The organism is uncultured Finegoldia sp., from assembly GCF_947252345.1.
Taxonomy (GTDB): domain Bacteria; phylum Bacillota; class Clostridia; order Tissierellales; family Peptoniphilaceae; genus Finegoldia.
In genome coordinates this window covers 1-19,469 of sequence record NZ_CAMXVC010000019.1, presented here as the reverse complement: position 1 = coordinate 19,469, position 19,469 = coordinate 1, and the positions used below count along the sequence as shown (strand labels likewise).

The window sequence follows — 19,469 nt, the reverse complement described above, 5'->3', positions numbered from 1 at the left end:
ACTCAAAACCCCTCTCAAAATCTCCGCTCAAAATTTGCACAAAAAAACCGGACACCAAGTGCCCGGTAAAAATATTTTTTTAATCTTCTATGGCGTATTTGTGAGCTGTATCAACGTGAATAGTGTACACACCACCGATAATATATAGATATTCTATTTTAGATTTTTCGATATAATCATCAGTCGCCTTAACTGGTGTCGTCTTGGACAACAATATTGGTGCTTTTCTTCTAGCGCATACAGGTCCGATTACCAAAGCGTCAGGGAACACTTCGCCCGATGCCACAAATACTTCCTTAGATTCCGGATATGTGTAACTTGCAACTAAAATTGCAGTTTCATATCTGTCTTGTCCGTTAAATCTTCTGATTACTGCTGGCAATTGAGATTCCAAATTAGAGGATACAGAATTGTGTCCACCAGCAACATAAACCTTCTTTATGTTCAAATCTCTAAGAGCATTTCTCACACTCAAATCCATTTGATTTCTAGTAACCAACAAAATTGGTGCGATTTCTTTTGAACCAAGAGGAGCTGTCGCCAAAGCGTCAGGGAAATTTTCGCCCGATGCTATGATGGCCTTGTTCACCTTACCAGTCAATCTTTGGATTTCGTAAGCCAATTGTGATGAAGTCACATATCTGTCACGACCCCAAATTCTTTGAACTTTGTTTTGGTCGTATTTCGCCAATTGCGACTTAACATTTTCGGAGATGGACTTGTGACCACCGACGATAATAACCTCAGTAGCGCCCAATCTCGTAATTTCCTTCGCTACATCACCTTCGAGATACTTCGTGTTGTTCAAAAGTATCGGTGCGTTCAACACATTTGCCAAAACAGTTGCAGTCAAAGCGTCAGGATAATTTCCCGAATCAGCGATGATTACATATTTTGACTTGTTGAAGAATCTTCTCGAAGTGTAAATCGCAGTGTGAACTCTGTCCAAACCAGCAACACGTTCGACGTATCTGTTGCCGTGCTTTTCAACCACTCCCACATCAGTTGAGCCTGAAATAGGTGCATCTTTGTAGATGGCTTTGATTGTAAGAACTTCAACTTTTATGCCTTCTTTGTTCCAATTGATGCTTAGAGTTCTTTCCCACTTATCAAACACTTTTCCAGATTTTCCTTGTGGCTTAAATGCCTTCAAAGTAATATCCTTGTCAGGATTTATCCAGAAATATCTCATAGTTGGTTCCATTGCATCGCTCGTAGTATCAAGTATTACAAGCTTATAATTTTTCGGAACATCTTTTGTTCTCTTTTCATCTATAGTTTCGATGACATCGCCGACTACTTTTAATTTGATAGTTATAATTCTACTTGTACCATTTTCAAAAGTAACCTTAGCCTTTCCATATTGCATTCCCAAGCTGTCTGTAGCTGGCTTTTCAGTAATAACTACAGTTTTTATCTTAGAATCAGTTGCAATCTTGTTTCTAATATTGAACCAATCTTTTTCAATGTCTGATTGATTTAGACTGACAATTGGAACGTCGCTTACAACTTCTGGAATTTGCTCGATTTCTTTTGGCTCTGTTGTAGTCTTGTAGTTTGCAACTATTACTGTTTCTTGTGCTGTGAAAGTATCTTTGATTACAACTTCTGAGTTGTTGTTCCACTTCCATGAATCAAATACATACTTTTTGTCAGCGTCCGATTTTCCAGTCGGTTTATTAACAGTTATAGTGACTTCTTTGTTAGGTGTAACCCAGAATGTTCTTTCAAATTTTGTTTCATCAGTAGCCATATCAGTTGTCTTGACAACTACTTTTACATAATCATCTGGAACGGCTGGTTTTTCCTTTCCTTTTTCCTGTTCAACTACATCACCAGTAACGTTGTATTTTACTGGAATTACCTTAGTTTCACCATTTGGATAAGTTATCTTAATAGTTGTTTCCTTATCTTTTCCTGATTCTGTAGTATTAGGTTCTTTTCCTGGAACAAATTCGATTTTTGTTCCTGGTGGCAAGTTGTCTTTGTTATTAGGGTCATCATCGTTGTATGGATTTGCGATAAAATCTTTTGCATTTGGTGATGAACCCTGTGGTATCCATTGACCTTCATTGATTTTTGGTTCTACATTTTTGTCTTGCTCATAAGTTGCAACTATCTTAGCCTTGTCAGTGAAAGTATCCTTAATTTCTGTTTCATAGAACTTTTCAGGGTTACTTCCTTCTAATTTCCACTTAACAAATTTGTTAGTCTTAGTTACTCCATCGATTACTTCTGTTTTTCCAGTAGGAGCAAGTATGCCAGGTATTGTAACTTCAACATTTGGTTTTACCCAGAATGTTTTTTCAAATCTAGTATTTTCTTCAGCCTTATCTGTTGTGTCAACAATAACTTTTACATAGCTTTCAGGTACAAGTGGCTTGTCCTTTCCTGTTTGTGGAACTACATTGTCGACAACTTTGACTGGAACTTCAACTACAACAGTCTTTCCATTTGGATATTCTATCTTAACTTTTGCAGTTATATCTCCAGCTTTATCTACCTTTGGTTCTTCTTCGTAAGTTATCTTTGTCCTATCAGGTAGAGGATTAGTGCTACTTCCAGGAATGTTTTTAATTAAGTCTTTAGCCTCAGGTTTATCGCCTTTTGGTGTTACAGCATCCTTCTTTGGAGTAGGAGCTGGCACTAAATCTACTTGTTTTAGACTAGTAGAATATTGTGCAGTGATTTTTGTCTCTTGGATAAATGTGCCTTTTATTTGTTCATTAGTCCAAGATGCGATAGTACCCATTGTAGTTTTCCAACCTTTGAAAGTGTAAACATAGTCAAAGTTGTTTATTTTTTCTGTCTTACCAGTAGGCTTACTTGTAATAGTAACCTCTTTGTTTGGATTAACAAAGAAAACTTTGTCTTCTTTTGTTTCATCCGTTGCTTTGTCTGTTGGAATTAGAGTTACTTTTACATATCCATCTGGTTTCGTGACACCAGTTTTGCTTTCGATTACATCGTCTAGTTTTTTGAACGTGAACGTGTATTCTGCGTCAGCGTTGTATTTTTTACTTGTAATTGCAGGATCCCATTTTACACCTTCAGCTGTATATCCCACGTTTGCTTTTTTGTTGATTGAATTAGCTGTGCTAGTTAGGTCAACTTCAACATTAGGATTTACGTAGAAAGTTGTCGTTCCCGTCACAGTTCCATTGACAACTTTGAATTTAACTTCTTTGTAGCCTTCTGGTTTTGTTTTTTCTCCTGGAATTATATTTTCCAACGCTTCATATTGTGCAGTGATTGTATGAGTTTGAGAATTTTTAGCTAGTTCAACCTTTAGGTCTTTGTCCCAATTTTTGAACTTGTATCCTACACCTGGTTTTACAGTTGGTGCTGGAAGATTAACCTCAACTTCTGGTTTTACCCAAAGATTTACATCACCTTGTAATGTTCCGTGGTCTCCTTGTTTAAATTCGACCTTCACATATCCTGCAACTTCTGTTGTTGAAATATTTTCAGGGTCATTGTAAAGGGCTTTGATTGTAGTGCCATCTTTGTATTTGATTTCTTGGTCTATCGAAATATCCCATCTCGCAAATTTATATCCCTTGTTTGCTTCAACTTTTGGAGCATAACTATCTAATTTAACTGCAACATTTGGATTTACATACAATACTTTTGTCTTCGTATCAGTTGTATCTTTTATTTTTCCATTTGTTTCAGTTGAGAATGTTACTGTGAAATAGCCTTCTGGTTTATCAGATCCATCATCTTTTTTACTAGGAATTACATCATCTAGTTGTGCAAATTCGAATACAAATTCTGTATCTTTTATAAACGTGCCTACTAATGCTTTGCTATCATTGTTACTCCATTTTTCGGATTCTATTTTGTATCCTACGTTTGGAGTTTTCTTAATAGCCCTTGCTGTGTCAGCCAAGCTTACTTGAACTTTCGGATTTACATAGTAAACTGTAGTTCCTGCCAAAGTTCCGTTAACTGCCTTAAATGTCACTGTGACATAACCTTCTGGTTTTGCATTAGGATTTCCTGTGTTATCAGTTGAAGGAATAATGTCTTCTAACTTTTTGAAGTTACCTTTAACTGTTGTATCTTCAGCATACTTCTTAGCTTTTGTAGTATCTTGATTCCACTTTTCAAATACATAGCCTGTGTCGGAAACTTTATTAGGTTGAGGAACTGTTACATCTTTAGCTGGGTTTACATAGTAGACTGTAACTTCTTTATCTGCAATCTTTCCACCAGTTGCTGGGTCGATTACAAATGTCACTGTATTGTATCCTTCTGGTTTTTTATTTTCTGTTCCGTCCGGCTTTGTCTTAGGAATTACATCGTTCAATCCGTTAAAGCTTGCTGTGATTTTTGCATCGTCTTTGTAAACTGTTGGAATCTTAGCATCCTTATCCCATCCACCAAACTCAAATCCAGTGTTTGCCTTTGTTGTTGGTGGGGTGATTTTTACATATTCTGTTGGGTTAACGTAGAATTTTGCAACGCCAGTAATTGAACCTTTAGTTTTGTCATCATCTTTAACTACAAATGTTACTTCCTTGTAGCCATTTGGTTTTTCATTTGAAGTTTCTCCTGTTTTTTCTGGAATGACAGTTTCAAGTTTTTTAGCTTTCGCAGTTACAACAATGTCTTGGTCTGCTATTTCAACTGTATCAGGTTTATCCCAATTTTCAAACTTGTAGCCGGTAGTTACATCGTAAGTTGGCTTTGCAAGTCCAGTATTTCCAAGTGTAATTGGCTGTCCTTGGTCGTCTTTTGCATTTGCTCTTACATAGTATGCTTTGCTTTGCTTGAATTTCAATCCATTTTCTGCTACAAATGATACCTTTATATATCCTTTTGGTCTAGCTATATTAGGGTCATCAGTATTTGCTGGATCAAATGGAATAATATTCTTAGCTTCTTCGTAAGTCGCTGTGATTGTCGTTCCATTTGCATCAGTGAACTTTTTAGGATTTCCTACTTTATAAGTTTCTCCAGTTTTTACGTCGCCAATCTTCCATTCTTTGAATGTGAAATATTGTTTGCCAACTGGGTCTTTTACTGGAATTGTTACATCTTTTTCAGGATTTACCCAGAATATTTTCGCACCTTCCATAGTACCATTGTCAGTTGGAACGAATGTTACTTTAACAAAATTTGCCGGTACTGTATCAGGTTTGTCTTCACCTTCTTGTGGAATTACATCAGAAACGTATTGTGCTGTGATTGTACTTGCTTTTTTGAATTGAGTTCTTGGTTTATCTGCAAGTTTATATTCAGTGCCTTCTCCTGTAGCGTCATCTGCCTTCATTGTCCACTTGACAAATTTATTGTCGCCAGTTCCCGTTGGGTCTGTTCCCGGAATAACAACTTGCGCTTTTGGATTCACATAGTAGAAATATTTTTGTGGTTTTTCAGCTTTTGTTGTCGGGTCAAGTGTTACTTTTACATAATCACTTGGAACGTAATTTGGCTTTCCTTCATTTGTCTTGGCTTCGTAGATGTTTTTGATAACCTTGATTGGAATTTCAACATCTTGTACTTCGCCATTCTTAAATGTTACTTTGGCTTTTATTTTTTCTGTTCTCGATACTTCTGTATCTTTCTTTTCTTGTAGCTTGTCGTAAAGGGCAGTGTTTAATGCTTCTTGTGTGTAAGCTTGTCCGCTGTCGTCTACAAGTTCAACCTTGGCACCTTCTGGTAGCTTAACTTTCGTTCCGCCTGTGCCATTAACTTTTACTGCAGCTTTTAAATTAGCCTCGCTAGCTTCACTTATAAAGTTGTTCACCCAATCAGTTCCATTTTTAAATGATTCGTGAACTGTAATCTCGTCGGCAACAACTGTTCCTTGTTCCGTGATGCTCTTGTCGTAATTTGCAGTTATTGTCGTGTTCGCAGTAAACTGTGCTTTTATTCCATTATCAACACCAGTTTCCCAAGTTCTAAATGGAGATTCGCTTGATGTCCATTTTTTGAATACCCACTTATACGCTTTTGGATTGTTGGCATCAACTGCAACGTCTTTTCCTGTTGGCTTGGCAAATGGAATTGTAACTTCTTTATTTGGATTTACAAAGTAAGTTTTTTCCGTCTTGTCTGTCGCCATATCTGTTGGCACAACTTTAACTTCCACATATCCATCTGGTTTTGTGACGCCTGTTTTGCTTTCAATTACATCGTCTAGTTTTTTGAATGTGAACGTGTATTCTGCGTCAGCGTCGTATTTTTTACTTGTAATTGCAGGAGTCCAATTTACACCATCAGCTGTATATCCCACGTTTGCTTTTTTGTTGATTGAATTAGCTGTGCTAGTTAGGTCAACTTCAACATTAGGATTTACGTAGAAAGTTGTCGTTCCCGTCACAGTTCCATTGACAACTTTGAATTTAACTTCTTTGTAGCCTTCTGGTTTTGTTTTTTCTCCTGGAATTATATTTTCCAACGCTTCATATTGTGCAGTGATTGTATGAGTTTGAGAATTTTTAGCTAGTTCAACCTTTAGGTCTTTGTCCCAATTTTTGAACTTGTATCCTACACCTGGTTTTACAGTTGGTGCTGGAAGATTAACCTCAACTTCTGGTTTTACCCAAAGATTTACATCACCTTGTAATGTTCCGTGGTCTCCTTGTTTAAATTCGACCTTCACATATCCTGCAACTTCTGTTGTTGAAATATTTTCAGGGTCATTGTAAAGGGCTTTGATTGTAGTGCCATCTTTGTATTTGATTTCTTGGTCTATCGAAATATCCCATCTCGCAAATTTATATCCCTTGTTTGCTTCAACTTTTGGAGCATAACTATCTAATTTAACTGCAACATTTGGATTTACATACAATACTTTTGTCTTCGTATCAGTTGTATCTTTTATTTTTCCATTTGCTTCAGTTGAGAATGTTACTGAAATATAGCCTTCTGGTTTTGGATTTTCTCCACCATTAGGATTGTCTTTTGGAATTACATCTTGTTCATTTGCAAATTGTGCTTTTACTGTGATGTCTTTCTTTATTTCTTTATCATCAGGAGTGTCCCAAGATGGTGTGTTGTTTGGTCCAGTGACTTCTAATTTGTATCCAGTTTCTGGAGTTACTGATGGCTTTTTAATTTTAGTGTCGCCTAATTTTACAACTGGGTTAGCTTTTGGATTTACATAGTAAACAGTTTGACCAGTTATTTCTTTTCCGTGTTCGCCTTTTTCAAATGTAACTTTGACATATCCAACTGGTTTTGGTTTGCTTCCATCTACGATGTCGTCGATTTTAGTGAAGCTTCCTTTTACAGTCGTGTCGTCAGTGTACATCGTAGGTGTTGCAGTATTTTGGCTCCACTCTTTAAATAAATATCCCGTGTTGACATCTACAGTTGGTGGTTGTAATGTGACATTTTTAGCTGGGTTTACATAGTAAACTGTTTGTCCAGATTTAATCGTACCGCCATCTTTGCCGTCCAACTTTTCAAGTTCGAATGTCACTGTCTTATAGCCTGCTGGCTGTTGATTTGTAGTTCCACTTGGACTTATCTTAGGAACTACATCACTTTCTGCATTAAAGCTTGCTGTGATTGTCGTGTCGCTCTTGTAAATTCTGTAGTTTGATACGTTCTCGCTCCACGCTCCAAACACATATCCAGTTTTACCTTTAGCGTCAGTCGGTGGTGTAAGACTTACATACTTGTTAGGATTTACAAAATACACTGTTTCTGTAACAGTTCCATTTCCGCTGTTGTCAGCTTTGAATGTGACTGTCTTGTAGCCGTCAGGTTGTGTGTTCTCACTTCCACCTGGTTTTTTCTTTGGAACTACATCATCAATCGGGTCGTATTGTGCAGTAACTTTTCTGTCGTATTGTATTACAAAACCATCCTCAGTGTCCCAAGCTTCTGTGCCGGTTTTTTGTTTGTATCCCGTTTTAGCTGTCACAGTTGGCTTTGGAGTTATATCTTGCAATTTCTTGTTGGCTTTTGGATTTACATAGTAAACTGTTTCGCCTTCGATTTTTGTTCCATGCTTGCCCTTGTCAAATGTCACCGTGACATATCCTTTTGGTTTTTCGTTTTCACTTCCGTCTGGATTTGTCTTCGAAATGATATCTGATGATTGCTCGTACTGAGCAGTGTAAGTTGCATCTGCTGTTATAGCAGTATTTGTATCAAAAACAGGAGTCCATATTTGGTCTTTTACTTTGAATCCTGTCTTAGGCTCAACAGTTGGTTGTTCCAAATCAGAATTTTTCTTGTCAGCTTTTGGATTGACATAGAATTTTGTCGTGCCAGTCAATTTTCCCCTAGCGTTGTCATCTGTGTGTTGTGCGTCGTCTGCCACGAACTCAACTGTCACATATCCTTCTGGTTTTGTGATTGGATTGCCTTTTTTATCTTTTTCCGGAATGACATCATTAAGTTTTTCGTAGAAAATCTTAATTGTTGCACTCTTATCCAATGTGTATTTTGATTTTTTAGGGTTCAATTCAAATCTTTGGAATTTGTAGCCTATAAACTTAGGTGCAGTTGTATCTGTAAATACATCGTCTGGTATCGACTTATTTAATTCGTCAAATTTTTCCGACGGATAATCAGTGCCTACCTTATACTTATCAGCAATAGGATTGCCTTTCAAATCAACGTACACTATTTTTGCACCGGCTTTTTCGTAGTGTGCGTAGAATGTTTCCGTAGTGTTGGCTTGGTAAACAATTGCTTTGTCGTCTGCGACTTTTGTGCCACTTGTTTTTTTGTCTTGCCATTCTACGAAATTTTCGTTTTGCTTACTTGGCTCGCCTGCTTCTTTCTTCACATCTTCAAATTTCACATTCGCAATTGATGGTTTGCTTGCTTGGTAGTAGACGTACACATTTTTCGTGTCGGCTGTTCCAAATTTACCACCATTTGCATCGAATACAACTTTGAAGTAGTTGGCAGTGTCTTGTGATTTGTCTTCGGTAGTTATTTTTTTGTAGTATTTGTAAGTTATCTTAGCTGCTGCAGGGTCTGCGTATTTTCCTTGTGTAGTTACGTTCACGCTTGAAAATACATAACCCTCAAACTCTGGTGCTGTGTTATCTTTAGGTTTTGCGACATCATCACCAAGCTTGCCCGACATTTCTGTTGGATATTCTACTCCAGATTTCTTGTAAGTGTCGGCAATTTTTTTGCCATTTTCATCAACGTATTCTACGCTGGCTTTACCTGTTTCGTACTGTGCAGTGATTGTCGTAGCGTCTGTGAATTGGTGTCTGTCTTTCAATTTGTACTCGGCAAGGCCTGCACCAGTTCCAGTTGTCCATCTTGTAAATGCTTCTTTGACACCCACTGGGTCTGTTCCCGGAATAACAACCTTGGCATCTTTGTTCACATAGTAATAAGTTTTTTGTGGTTCCTTTGCCTTTGTTGTCGGGTCAAGTGTTACTTTTACATAATCACCTGGCACGTAATAAGGCCTTTCTGTTAAAGTCTTAGCTTGGTAGATGTTTTTGATAACCTTGATAGGAATGTCTACTTCTTGTGTTGTTTTGTTGGCGTGAGTTATCTTTGCCTTGACAGTTTCTACTCTTGTAGGTTCACCATTTGGATTATCTTTTTCTTTTAATTTGTTGTAAAGATAATCTTTAAGTTCATCGCCATCTGCTTTGTATTCTTTTGTTCCGTCTACTATGGCAAATTCGTCGTCAGCTTTTAGTGCTTGTGGAGTGCCATTTGCGCCTTTTATCGTAACTTGTTCTTTTAACTTAGCTAATTTAGGGATAAAGTCATTGACATAATCTCCGTCTTTAAAAGATTCGTGAACTGTTAATTCTCCTGCTTGGATTTCATTGTTATCCCAAATCGCATAGAATGTCTTTGCTTTTGTGATGTTTGAGAAATCTGCATCAGTAGCTGGATTTTTTCCATCTTTTGTTGTCGACCAGCCTTTAAAAGTTTCTCTATCCTTTGTAGGAGCTTCGGCCATATCTTTTAAAGTGCCTTCGTAGTCAACCTCTTTTTCGATTTTTGTTTCGGTATCAGGTGCTGTAAAGTTCTTAAACTTACCTCCGTTCGCATCAAATGTCACCGGCAAGATTTCCGTCATAGTAAGCTTACCACCGTTGATAACATCGTATTTGAAGTCGTATTTGTAAGTTTTGTCGCCTTTAGTTATACGATTTTTGTTTTTATCGATTGTATAGGTTGCTGGGTCTACAAGCATATCTTCTTCGACACTAACTTTTGGTACAACCATTAAATGTATTGGAGTTTGTGGGTCGTATCCTGGGTAGTTATCTTCTTCAATGTTGAAGCTTTCCATTCTCAATTTTAATACATCTGTATCATTTTTAGGGAATGGAAAATATTTTAAATCTTGTCCATCGAGAGTGTCAAAATCCCCATTAACGGCTGGTCTATCATTTTCTGCCACTCCCGTATGCCATTCAGATACGAACTTTGTCGAAGCTGTCTGTGCTATTTTTAAATTAAGAGGGATAGTAGCAACTATGTTTCCATCACTATCTGTTGTAAAAGATGATGATTTTCCAGTTTCAGATAATTCAACAGTTAATAAAGTTATCTTTTCTGTTACAGCAGTATCTAATTCTACTTCGTAACTATATGGTTCAAGTGTGCTTGAATACAAAGGTAACTTTGCAGGTTTGTTGTATATGTCATTAAGGCTATACTCACCTGCTTTATTTACTGTAAGTTTGAATTTATTTATCTGATTTCTTGTTTTGGCATCTTTTTGAATAAAATAAATGTCTGCTGTGCCAGGCCTTCCATTGGAATCCGTTCCGAAGATTTCATTCCATTGAAATGCTTTCTGTGTTCCGTTTTCTTTTAATCCTACTGCTTTAAAATCTACGACCAAGTTACCATAAGCTACGGCCTTCTCTGCGTCAGTAGGATTTTGTCCAGGTAAGTAGGGACTATCGATTGCGAATAGTCCTACTCCCCTTGTTCTTTTTTTAGTTTTTTGATTTCTTCTCGCTTGCTTCTGGATTGCCAAGACAGTCTTGTTATCCAGTTTAGGATATGATTTTGTGTCTAGCTGTCCGACTTTTACGAGATTATTTCCTTGTTTTTGCTTTAGATTAACTCTAGAAGCATCTGCCATCACTGGCACAAATGTCTGTGCCAGTAGTAGGAGAGCTAGCATAAATGCTGTTAATTTGTTCTTCAAGTTATCATCTCCTTATTTTACGGTGATTTCTCTTGTGTTTGATTTCATACTGCCTTTTATAGCCCAGTTGCGAACTATATCTCCAGATTTAAGTTTTCCTATTTCTTTTGGAATATTAAATCCAAATCTTACTTGTTTGATAGTACGTCTTCCAATTTTTTTTGTTGAAGTATATTTTTGTGATTCAATAATATACTTTTTGTTTTCACGAATAATTTCTAGCTTTCCAACAACACCAGGTGCTAGACTCTTTTCGTTTGCTGCCACAAAATCAAGTCCTGCCTTTGGTTCAGTAATTTCCATTTCGACAATTTTAGCACCTTTTGGAGATATGACTTTGTCTTTTGTAAATTTGGATTCTAAAAGTTTATTAGAATTTAGTGTTACATCTTCCCAACCACTAAATATATTTTCTCCTGGTCTGTTGTATACAGTTGGTGGAGTAATAATAACATCTTTGTTGATTGCAACATAGAATTTGCTAGTAGCTAACATAAATGCTTTGCTATCATCAACTACAAATTCTACTAGAACCATTCCTTCTGGTTTTTCTTCTTGTAATTTATCGTCTGTAACTTTAGGGTCTACTGGGATGACATCTGCTTTTGGTTCGTATTGTGCTGTGAACTCTACATTTTGTCCGTTAAGTTCGAGCTTTTTGTCCCAGCCGTCGTTCGCTGATTTTGCTTTGTAGTATTTTGCTGGTGCGATTTCTGGAACTTTTAGTCCCTTGGCATCGGCAAATTTCAAGCCTTTTGCGACTTTGTAAGTCACTTTATCAACGTTTGAAGCTTCTCCGTCTTTTAATGTTCCGTGTAAGCCTTTTAAGAAAGTGACTTTGATGAATTGTGGTTCGACTGTGCTACCATCATTAATCTTTTGAACTGAATCTTGCCAAATCGCTATTAGCGTCTTGTTTGCTGTGATTTGAGTATTGAAATCAAAGTAATTTTCATCACTTGCATTTTCTTTCCAACCCATAAATACTTTCCCATCTTGTGTTGGCGCTTTAGGTTCAGTTGCTGTCTTTCCGTGTTCAACTGTTTGACTATCAACTTTGCTGCCGCCATTAGTATCAAATGTTACTGTGTGGCTATTTGTAGTCCATTGTGCAGTGGCTGTTCTTGCTTTTTCAAGTTTAACTTGGTCACCTGGTTGGTAAATTTTATCTTCACCATCGAGCTTCCAGCCAGCAAATTCTGCGTTTGGTTTATCTAATGTGCCTTTTCCAGCTAATCTAACTGTTGTACCATAGTTTACTATTACATTTTCTGGAACATCGCCCTTTGCTCCACCGGCATCGTAAGTCAATGTCACTTGACCCACTGCAAACATCGCAACATACTCTCTGTCGCCAGTGATTGGAGTTTGTTCGTCGATTGTTTCTTGCCATTTACTGAATTTGAAGTTTGGTTGTGCTGTTGTTGCTGGAACTGCTAATTGTTTGTCTGTAGCTGTTTCATTTTCGCCTAAAACTTTTAAAGTAATTCCTGCTTCAGGGTTTACATAGTAAACTTTTTGTTCGACATTTCCCGATAGCATACCTTTGTTAGCATCTTCTGTCTTGAAAGTAACTGTTACATATCTGTCAGGTATTACTTGGTTCGGGTCATCAGTTTTTTCTACTACATTAGCATTCTTTGTAAAGTTAAAAGTAAATTCCGTATCTGATTTGAAAGTGTCTTTTAGCTTTTTAGTTTCACTTGTGTCCCAATTTCCGCTAACGTATCCAACATCCGGTGTCTTCGTAATCTTTCCTGCGATGTCAGTGAAGTCGGCTTCAACTTCTGGTGATACGTAGTAAACAAAGTTTCCAGTTAGAGTTTTGTCTAGTTTTCCACCTTCGCCTGCTGTGAAAGTCACTTTTACATAATTTTTCATAGCTCCTTCAGGTTTTTGTCCCGGAACAACTTCTGGAATTATGTTGTCGTGAACTTCTACTGGAATAACAACTGGGTTGTCATTTGTTCCAACGCTCGAACCGTCCTTGTACTTCACGATTACTTTAGCTGGTTCGTTTCCAACTGTTTTACCATCTGGTTTTGAAATGACTTGTACTGATGCAATTTCTTTGCCTTTTTGTGGTGTGATTTGTTTAATTAAATCATCGTCAGTGATTTCTTTTCCCTTAGGTGTGTCGAGTTTCTTAGTCTTAGTTGGCGTAGCTATTACTGCCCCGTCAAATTTTTCGCCGTAGTATTCTTGTACTACTGTCACTTTGTCAGTGTATTTGTGTTTAGCGAGGTCGATTTTTTCTGGTGTAACATCTTTTAATTTGTCATCAGCTTCACCAGTTTTAACTTTTTGCCATCCTTTGAATATAAACTCTACTTTCTTCTTTCCTATAGAATTTCCTTTGCCATCTTTAACTTCGACTTCTTGGTCTTTCTTGCCTGTAGGATTATTTACTCCTATCGCAACTTCCCTAGTAGGGTTAACCCAGAATGTTCTTTCAAAAGCTGTTTCTGTCGTAGCTTTGTCAGTCGTCTTGACGATTACTTTGACGTAAGATTCTGGTACGTTTGGTTTCTTAGTTGGGTCTTTTTGTTCAACTACATCTTTTGCACCCACTGGTGTGATAATAGTGTCTTCTGTGAATTTGTGACGCTTTGTAAAATCAAATACACCTTTATCTTTTTGTTCTTCGTTTACTTGTTTGTTGTCGGCTGTCCAATTAGTGAATGTCGAATCACCCGTTGTTGCAACTTCAGGAATTTCCACCCAGGCTTTTGGATTGACGAAGTATACCTTGTCATCCTTGTTGTCAAAGTCTTTGTTTGGTCTTACAGTGACTTTGATGTATTTCTTGTGTGTAGTGTCGCTTAGGAGCTCTTTCAATCCGCCATGTTCGGCATCTTTTCCTTCAGCCTCTTTGAGGTACAATGGCTTGTCGCCTTCCTTGTTCAAGGCTTCGTAGCGATTCTTATAAACTGTTATTGGTATTGGAAGAGTTTGTTCGCCTGTTCCGTCTTTGAAAGTGACCTTCGCTTCAACATTTATTGTGCGAACAGTTTCGTCCTTGTCGAGCTTGTTCATTTCTTTTACCAAATCATAAACCTGCTCGTCTTTTGTCAATTCCGTATCTCCTACGAAAAGTTTTATATCAGTTCCTGATGGAATTGGTTTTTCCGTTCCGTTTTCTTTCCATACTAATTGTGCTTTTAATTCATCAATTGTTGGAGCGAATTTGTTCGTCCAATCTTTCGCTTTGACAGTTGGGTCAGCTGGATTAGCTTTTATTTTTTCAGGGTCGTTGTAAGCTTCTGTTCTCACCAAGCCATTTGAGCTTGTCGACAAGCCTGACCAATCAAAGCATGCTGTGAATGTGTAGTTTTCGTTGACGATAGTGTCTTTGTTCAACAAAACTCCGTTCTTCCATTCGACAAACTTCTTGCCAGTTTCTGGAGTGATGTAGTACTTGTTGTCAACTTTTGTTTCCCCAGACTTTAATTTTTCTGGTACTGGAAGAAAATCTGACTTAAGTCCTTTTATTACATCGTAGTGTAATTCTTTTACAGGTTTTCCGGCCTTGTCGGTGAACGATCCGCCCTTGTCAGCCTTGAATGTTACTCTTACATATCCATCTGGTGTCTTGCCATCTTTTGGAACTTCTATTACTCTTGCATCCTTATAATAGAAGAAGATTTGGTCGACACTAGTGCCGTTGATTCCCAAGAACTCGTTCGTGTCTTCGTTGACATCGTAGAACAATTGTTGTTGTGGGTCTCCTACCAACTTCCAGCCCGGTATTGGTCTGTAGTTTCGTGCGTCGAAGTGACGGCATTTGCTCACTACTTTTTCTTGGTCGACAAGTTTGTATTTGTCGAGTATTTCTTTCAATTTTTGCTTGCCAGCTTTAAATTTCTTTTTGTTTGCTTTTTGTGCTTCTAAAAGCTCATCTCCAGTTAAACCAGCAGTATCTGCAAGTCCCAAGCCTTTATAGAAAGCTTCTACTTCCTTCTTGCCACGCTCGTCAAGGTAGTTGACCTTGTAGTCACGAGTTCTGAAAGGTCTGTAGAAGAAGATAAATTCATTTTCAGGGTTTGGTGTGTAGACAGGATTATCTTTAGTTCCTCCTTTTATATTATCCAAAACCTGGAATGTTTGGAAGAAGGTGTTGTTCATTTTAACACGGTTATTGTACTTTATATACTCGTCTTTCAAGTCTGGTGGAAGTTTATTCATCAACTCATCATTTGTAGCTAGTATCCAATTTTCGTCTTGCTTTCCAGCAGTTGTCGGAACGTAGTCGCCTACACGCTTGTATTCAAGTGTGTCTAATTGTGGGTTCGGATAAATTTTTTCGTCAAATTTAAAATCCTTTGTAAGCTTGTAATGCCTTACTGTAACATCGGCTCTCTTGTTTTCTACCCAAATCGCCTTTAATGTTATAGGACTGACAACATCTTGTCCGAAAGTGTAAAGTTCTGGAACCTTGTATCTCGTACGATAATCATTGTCAACTTCATCAGTATATTTGTCATCATTATTTTTATCTTTCTTGTAACGAACTACTTCCCATCCCAAAAAGTCGTAACCGTAGCGTTCAGGCTTTGGAAGGTTGTTTAGTTTTTGTCTTTGAACAACCGTAAATACTTGTGGGTTTGATTTGTCCTTATCTTCGTCACCCGTAGGCTTATTTTTGCCTTCATAACCGACTACTGGGTAAGTGACTTCTTTTTCATTCTCACCTTCGCCCTCTTTAATTTTTATCTTTTCAGTTGTAAGCTCGTTCGGCTTGTCCGCACTGATGACAGGAAGCGTACCGCCGTTAGGGTCTATCGTAACCTTCCATTTATAATCTGGTTCGCCCCATTTTGCGTATAGATTAAGTGGATGAGTAGGCATTTTTTCGCCCTTGTTTTTCCAGACAAGTTTCGTTCCCGCAGGGTCAAGTGCCCAGCCCTTGAAGACTGACTGGTCAGATACACCTTCTGGTCGTTTGATTTTCAATTTTCCATTTTTATCTTTGTCGACGAGTTCTGTAAGTCCCATCTTTTGCAAATTTTCTGGAATGTCTATCAAACTTTTTGGGTTTTCTTTGAAATACTCTCTGTCTTCCCTTTCTAGTTTTGAATCTACCAAATCAGGACTTAGACATGCTAGCGGGAACTCGTAGAAGGTTTCCAATTGATTTGTAGAATTAAACTCAGTGTCACCTTTAATCTTTGATGGGTCGTAATTAAATCTCAATTTATACTTGTTACGAGTGTATTTGAATCGAAGGTAGCCGTTTTCTGTAAATTCTTGAACATCTTCCTTTACGTCGCCAAATTCATCGGAATCGCTAAAGAAAGCTTTTATAAAATCTAGCTGACCTATAGGAAGTTTAATGCCATTGTTGTTATAGTATGTCCCACAATTGTTAGGAGTTGTGTCTTCACGCTCATCATTTAAGTCGTTAATTCCTTCTTCATCCACACGGCCTTTTTCCTCGCTTCCCTCTTTGATTACTGGCCAAGCACTTTGAGGATTATTAGGTTCATATCCATAAGGCGTAAAGCCTGTAACTAGCGGATATCTGTGGCCATAGTCCAGGCCACCTGTATCTGCCTTGGTTCTAACAAGGTCGTAACGTATGATGGTTTCGTTCGGCTTGAAACCGTCCATCCAAAAGTCCATGTGGTGTGGGATGGAAGGCTCGTCTTGTTTTATACCGAAGGAAAGGGTTGTAAAGTCGAATCTATCCAAATCCTTGGTTGTGCCGTCGCCCTTATCTATATGCTTCGTATAGCCGCCCCAGCTAGTGTAGTTATCCATGTCCAGGAATTGATCGGCATTTAATCTATAAGGTGGCGTGTCCAAGTGAGTCGGAAAATTTGGCGTACTATAGTTGGGTCCCCAACCAAAACTTTGATAACCAGGAGTGAATCCTTTGGTTTGTTTGGCATCGTTAGGCCACTTATACATCATCTCATTGAATCTTGCCTTGTAGTGGTATGGCTTACCTGGACCGCCTAACTTGACAGCTTCTCCTTTTGCCGGGTCGTATCCCCAAATTTCAGGGTAGATGGTGTTTTTAGCAGGTTGTGCATTGGACTTAGTAAAGTATAGGTCGTATACTTGTCTGTCGTAGTATATATTGTAGACAGTCTTGCCTGTGGCTAAGACTTTCTTTGTCAAGGTTGGTTCTTTGGAATCTTTGTTTTGGTCGTCAGTCAATTTCTTGTTGTAAACGTAGAATTTGTTTAGATATAGATTTCGGCCACGATTGAACCAAGAATCACTACTATGTGGACCTTTATAACTTTGTTCATTGGATGGTCCTTTCCAAATTTTTTGTAGACGAGTGTCATTTAAGTCTGGGAAATTTAATCCCGGTAAAGTTTTTGTGGTTCCATTGACTTGAATCTCCACAGGTCCAGGTTTCTCGTCGTCAAGGTTCGGTCTTTTGCCCGTAGGCTGTTGTTCATAGACACGAGTTCCCATATAGTCGTACTTGTCCATTAGACCTGCATTGTCTGCATGGTCTGATTTTTCAACCCAGAATTGGATGGCGTAGTCTGCCTTTTCCTTGTCTTTCCACACTGCAGTGAATGTTAGCTTTTCCCTTGGGATATTCTTTCCGTCGCCCAAGGCAAGTGCAGGCATTTTCAATTTTATTTCTTCTGTAGATTCTGCTTTTACTTGCTCATCATGTTTAAGTTCAAATTCGCCTTGTGAGTTTTTCTTGTAGTATATGTTACCAAAATCGACGATGGCATTACCTTTTTTATCTGTGATAATCTTGTCTTTTTTGTATTTTGTTCCGTCCAATCCCTCTAAATCATGAGATGGCTTCCATCCCAAAAACTCACAGCCTGTCTTTTTAGGGATGCTATTTTCTTCTATTTTTGGAATTTCTTGCTCGTAATAGTAGCTACGAGTAGGAAGTGGTGTCCCGTCTTGGGTATCGAAAACCACGTCGTAGTGAGCACGGTTGTAGCGATACTCTATCTTGAAATCCCTCGTGTCTTCCGGTACTTGTGTTTTTAGTTTTTCGATTTGTGGCACGAATCCCGGTCTTTGATTTTCTTGTAGTGCTTGAACTTCCAACGTAGAACCGGTGTTTCCTTTATCTGTAGTAGTTTCTTCGTAGCTTAGAAACTCTGCTTTTTCTTCTGGTTTGCTCAAATCATATTTTTTATATGGCTCACTTTCGAAGTTGCCGTCGGTTTTTTTCTTGTAAACCCATCCTTCCTTTACGTACTTCTTCTCGCCGTCTACTTCTTTTTGTACTGTTTTTTCTTCTGTTATTGTGTTGGTTTTTCTGTTTGTAAATGTGTTGAAGTCGTCCATATCTTGGAACACGTGCTTGATGACTACGCTGTTCACCCTGGCTTTGTATTTTTTATCTTGAATTTCCAAGAAATTGTAGCCGTTTTTTTCGTCACCTTTTTTTTGGCCGCCCTTCGCAAGTTTTACGATGTTGTCGTATTTGATTTTTAAAACGTCTTCTCCTTTAGGTTTGTCGTAACCTGCCATATCCGGGAGTTTGATGTCCTTGTTCACCTTAGCTTGTTCTTCTGACGATGCGTCAGCTCCCACGGTTGCAACGTATGGTTGGTAGTTGACTTTGTAGCCTTCTCCTTTTTCCGCCTTGTAGTCCGTGCGTAGCGTGTAAATTGCTGGCTGGGCAGGATCTTTCACAAAATCCTCCGCTGTTTGTCCCGTTTTCGGCTTTGCAACCTCAACGTTTTTTATTTTGTTTATTATCTTGCTTTTGTCGTCTGATAAATCATTATAATCATAAGATGCCAACAACTGGTGTGGCATTGATGTCAAAACCATTATCAAAGTCATTAAAAAGCAAAGAAATCTCTGAATTTCTTTTTTCATTGACTTTTTCAAAAATATCACTCCCCTGAATCTGCTTTTATAAAAATATCTATTTTTAGACTTATCATATATATATCACAAAATCAATATTTTTTCAAGTTTATGTGTTATTATTTAGCCGTTTTGAGGTGATATTCATTCTTGGAATTTAAAACCTATAATTTTCCAATAATTTAATTTTTAACCAGCGATTTGTCATCAAAATTCAATGTTTAAATCGCTGTGCGTGGGAAAATTGTCGATTGTTTTCTTATAATAAGTGTGTGTGTTGTGGTGTCTGTGGAATGTCGAGGTCGTGGCTGTGATTTTGTAGGTGGTGTGTTTGCTAGTATCACCAGTAGTTTTTATCGCTTAAAAATTGTATTAATATTCAGTTTATTTTGTATTTTTATCAATCCAAGTTTTTTCTTCGATTTTTTGGTGGATTTTCGTCTGTTGGCGGCATTTTCCGTTGCAAGTGGGCAATAAAAAAGGACTCGTGAATGACCTGAACCCGTAAACACGGAATAATTTAATAATATTTTATGCGGAATGTAAT

Annotated in this window: 2 protein-coding genes; both read right to left on the bottom strand. The window is 37.9% G+C overall.

The window, feature by feature from the left end; translation table 11 throughout:
- Window positions 1-79: 79 nt before the first annotated feature.
- Window positions 80-11,113, bottom strand: a complete 11,034-nt coding sequence (locus tag Q0X02_RS05045) for a cell wall-binding repeat-containing protein (protein WP_297812486.1) — start codon at window positions 11,111-11,113, stop codon at window positions 80-82.
- A gap of 12 nt (window positions 11,114-11,125) precedes the next feature.
- Window positions 11,126-18,895 (bottom strand): InlB B-repeat-containing protein, encoded by a 7,770-nt coding sequence (locus Q0X02_RS05040; RefSeq protein ID WP_297812541.1) that lies wholly within the window; start codon window positions 18,893-18,895, stop codon window positions 11,126-11,128.
- Window positions 18,896-19,469: the final 574 nt, after the last annotated feature.

What these genes read in the sequence shown, in the direction of transcription:
- Q0X02_RS05040 (WP_297812541.1), bottom strand. Translation starts at nt 18,895, where the DNA reads ATGACTTTGATAATGGTTTTGACATCAATGCCACACCAGTTGTTGGCA.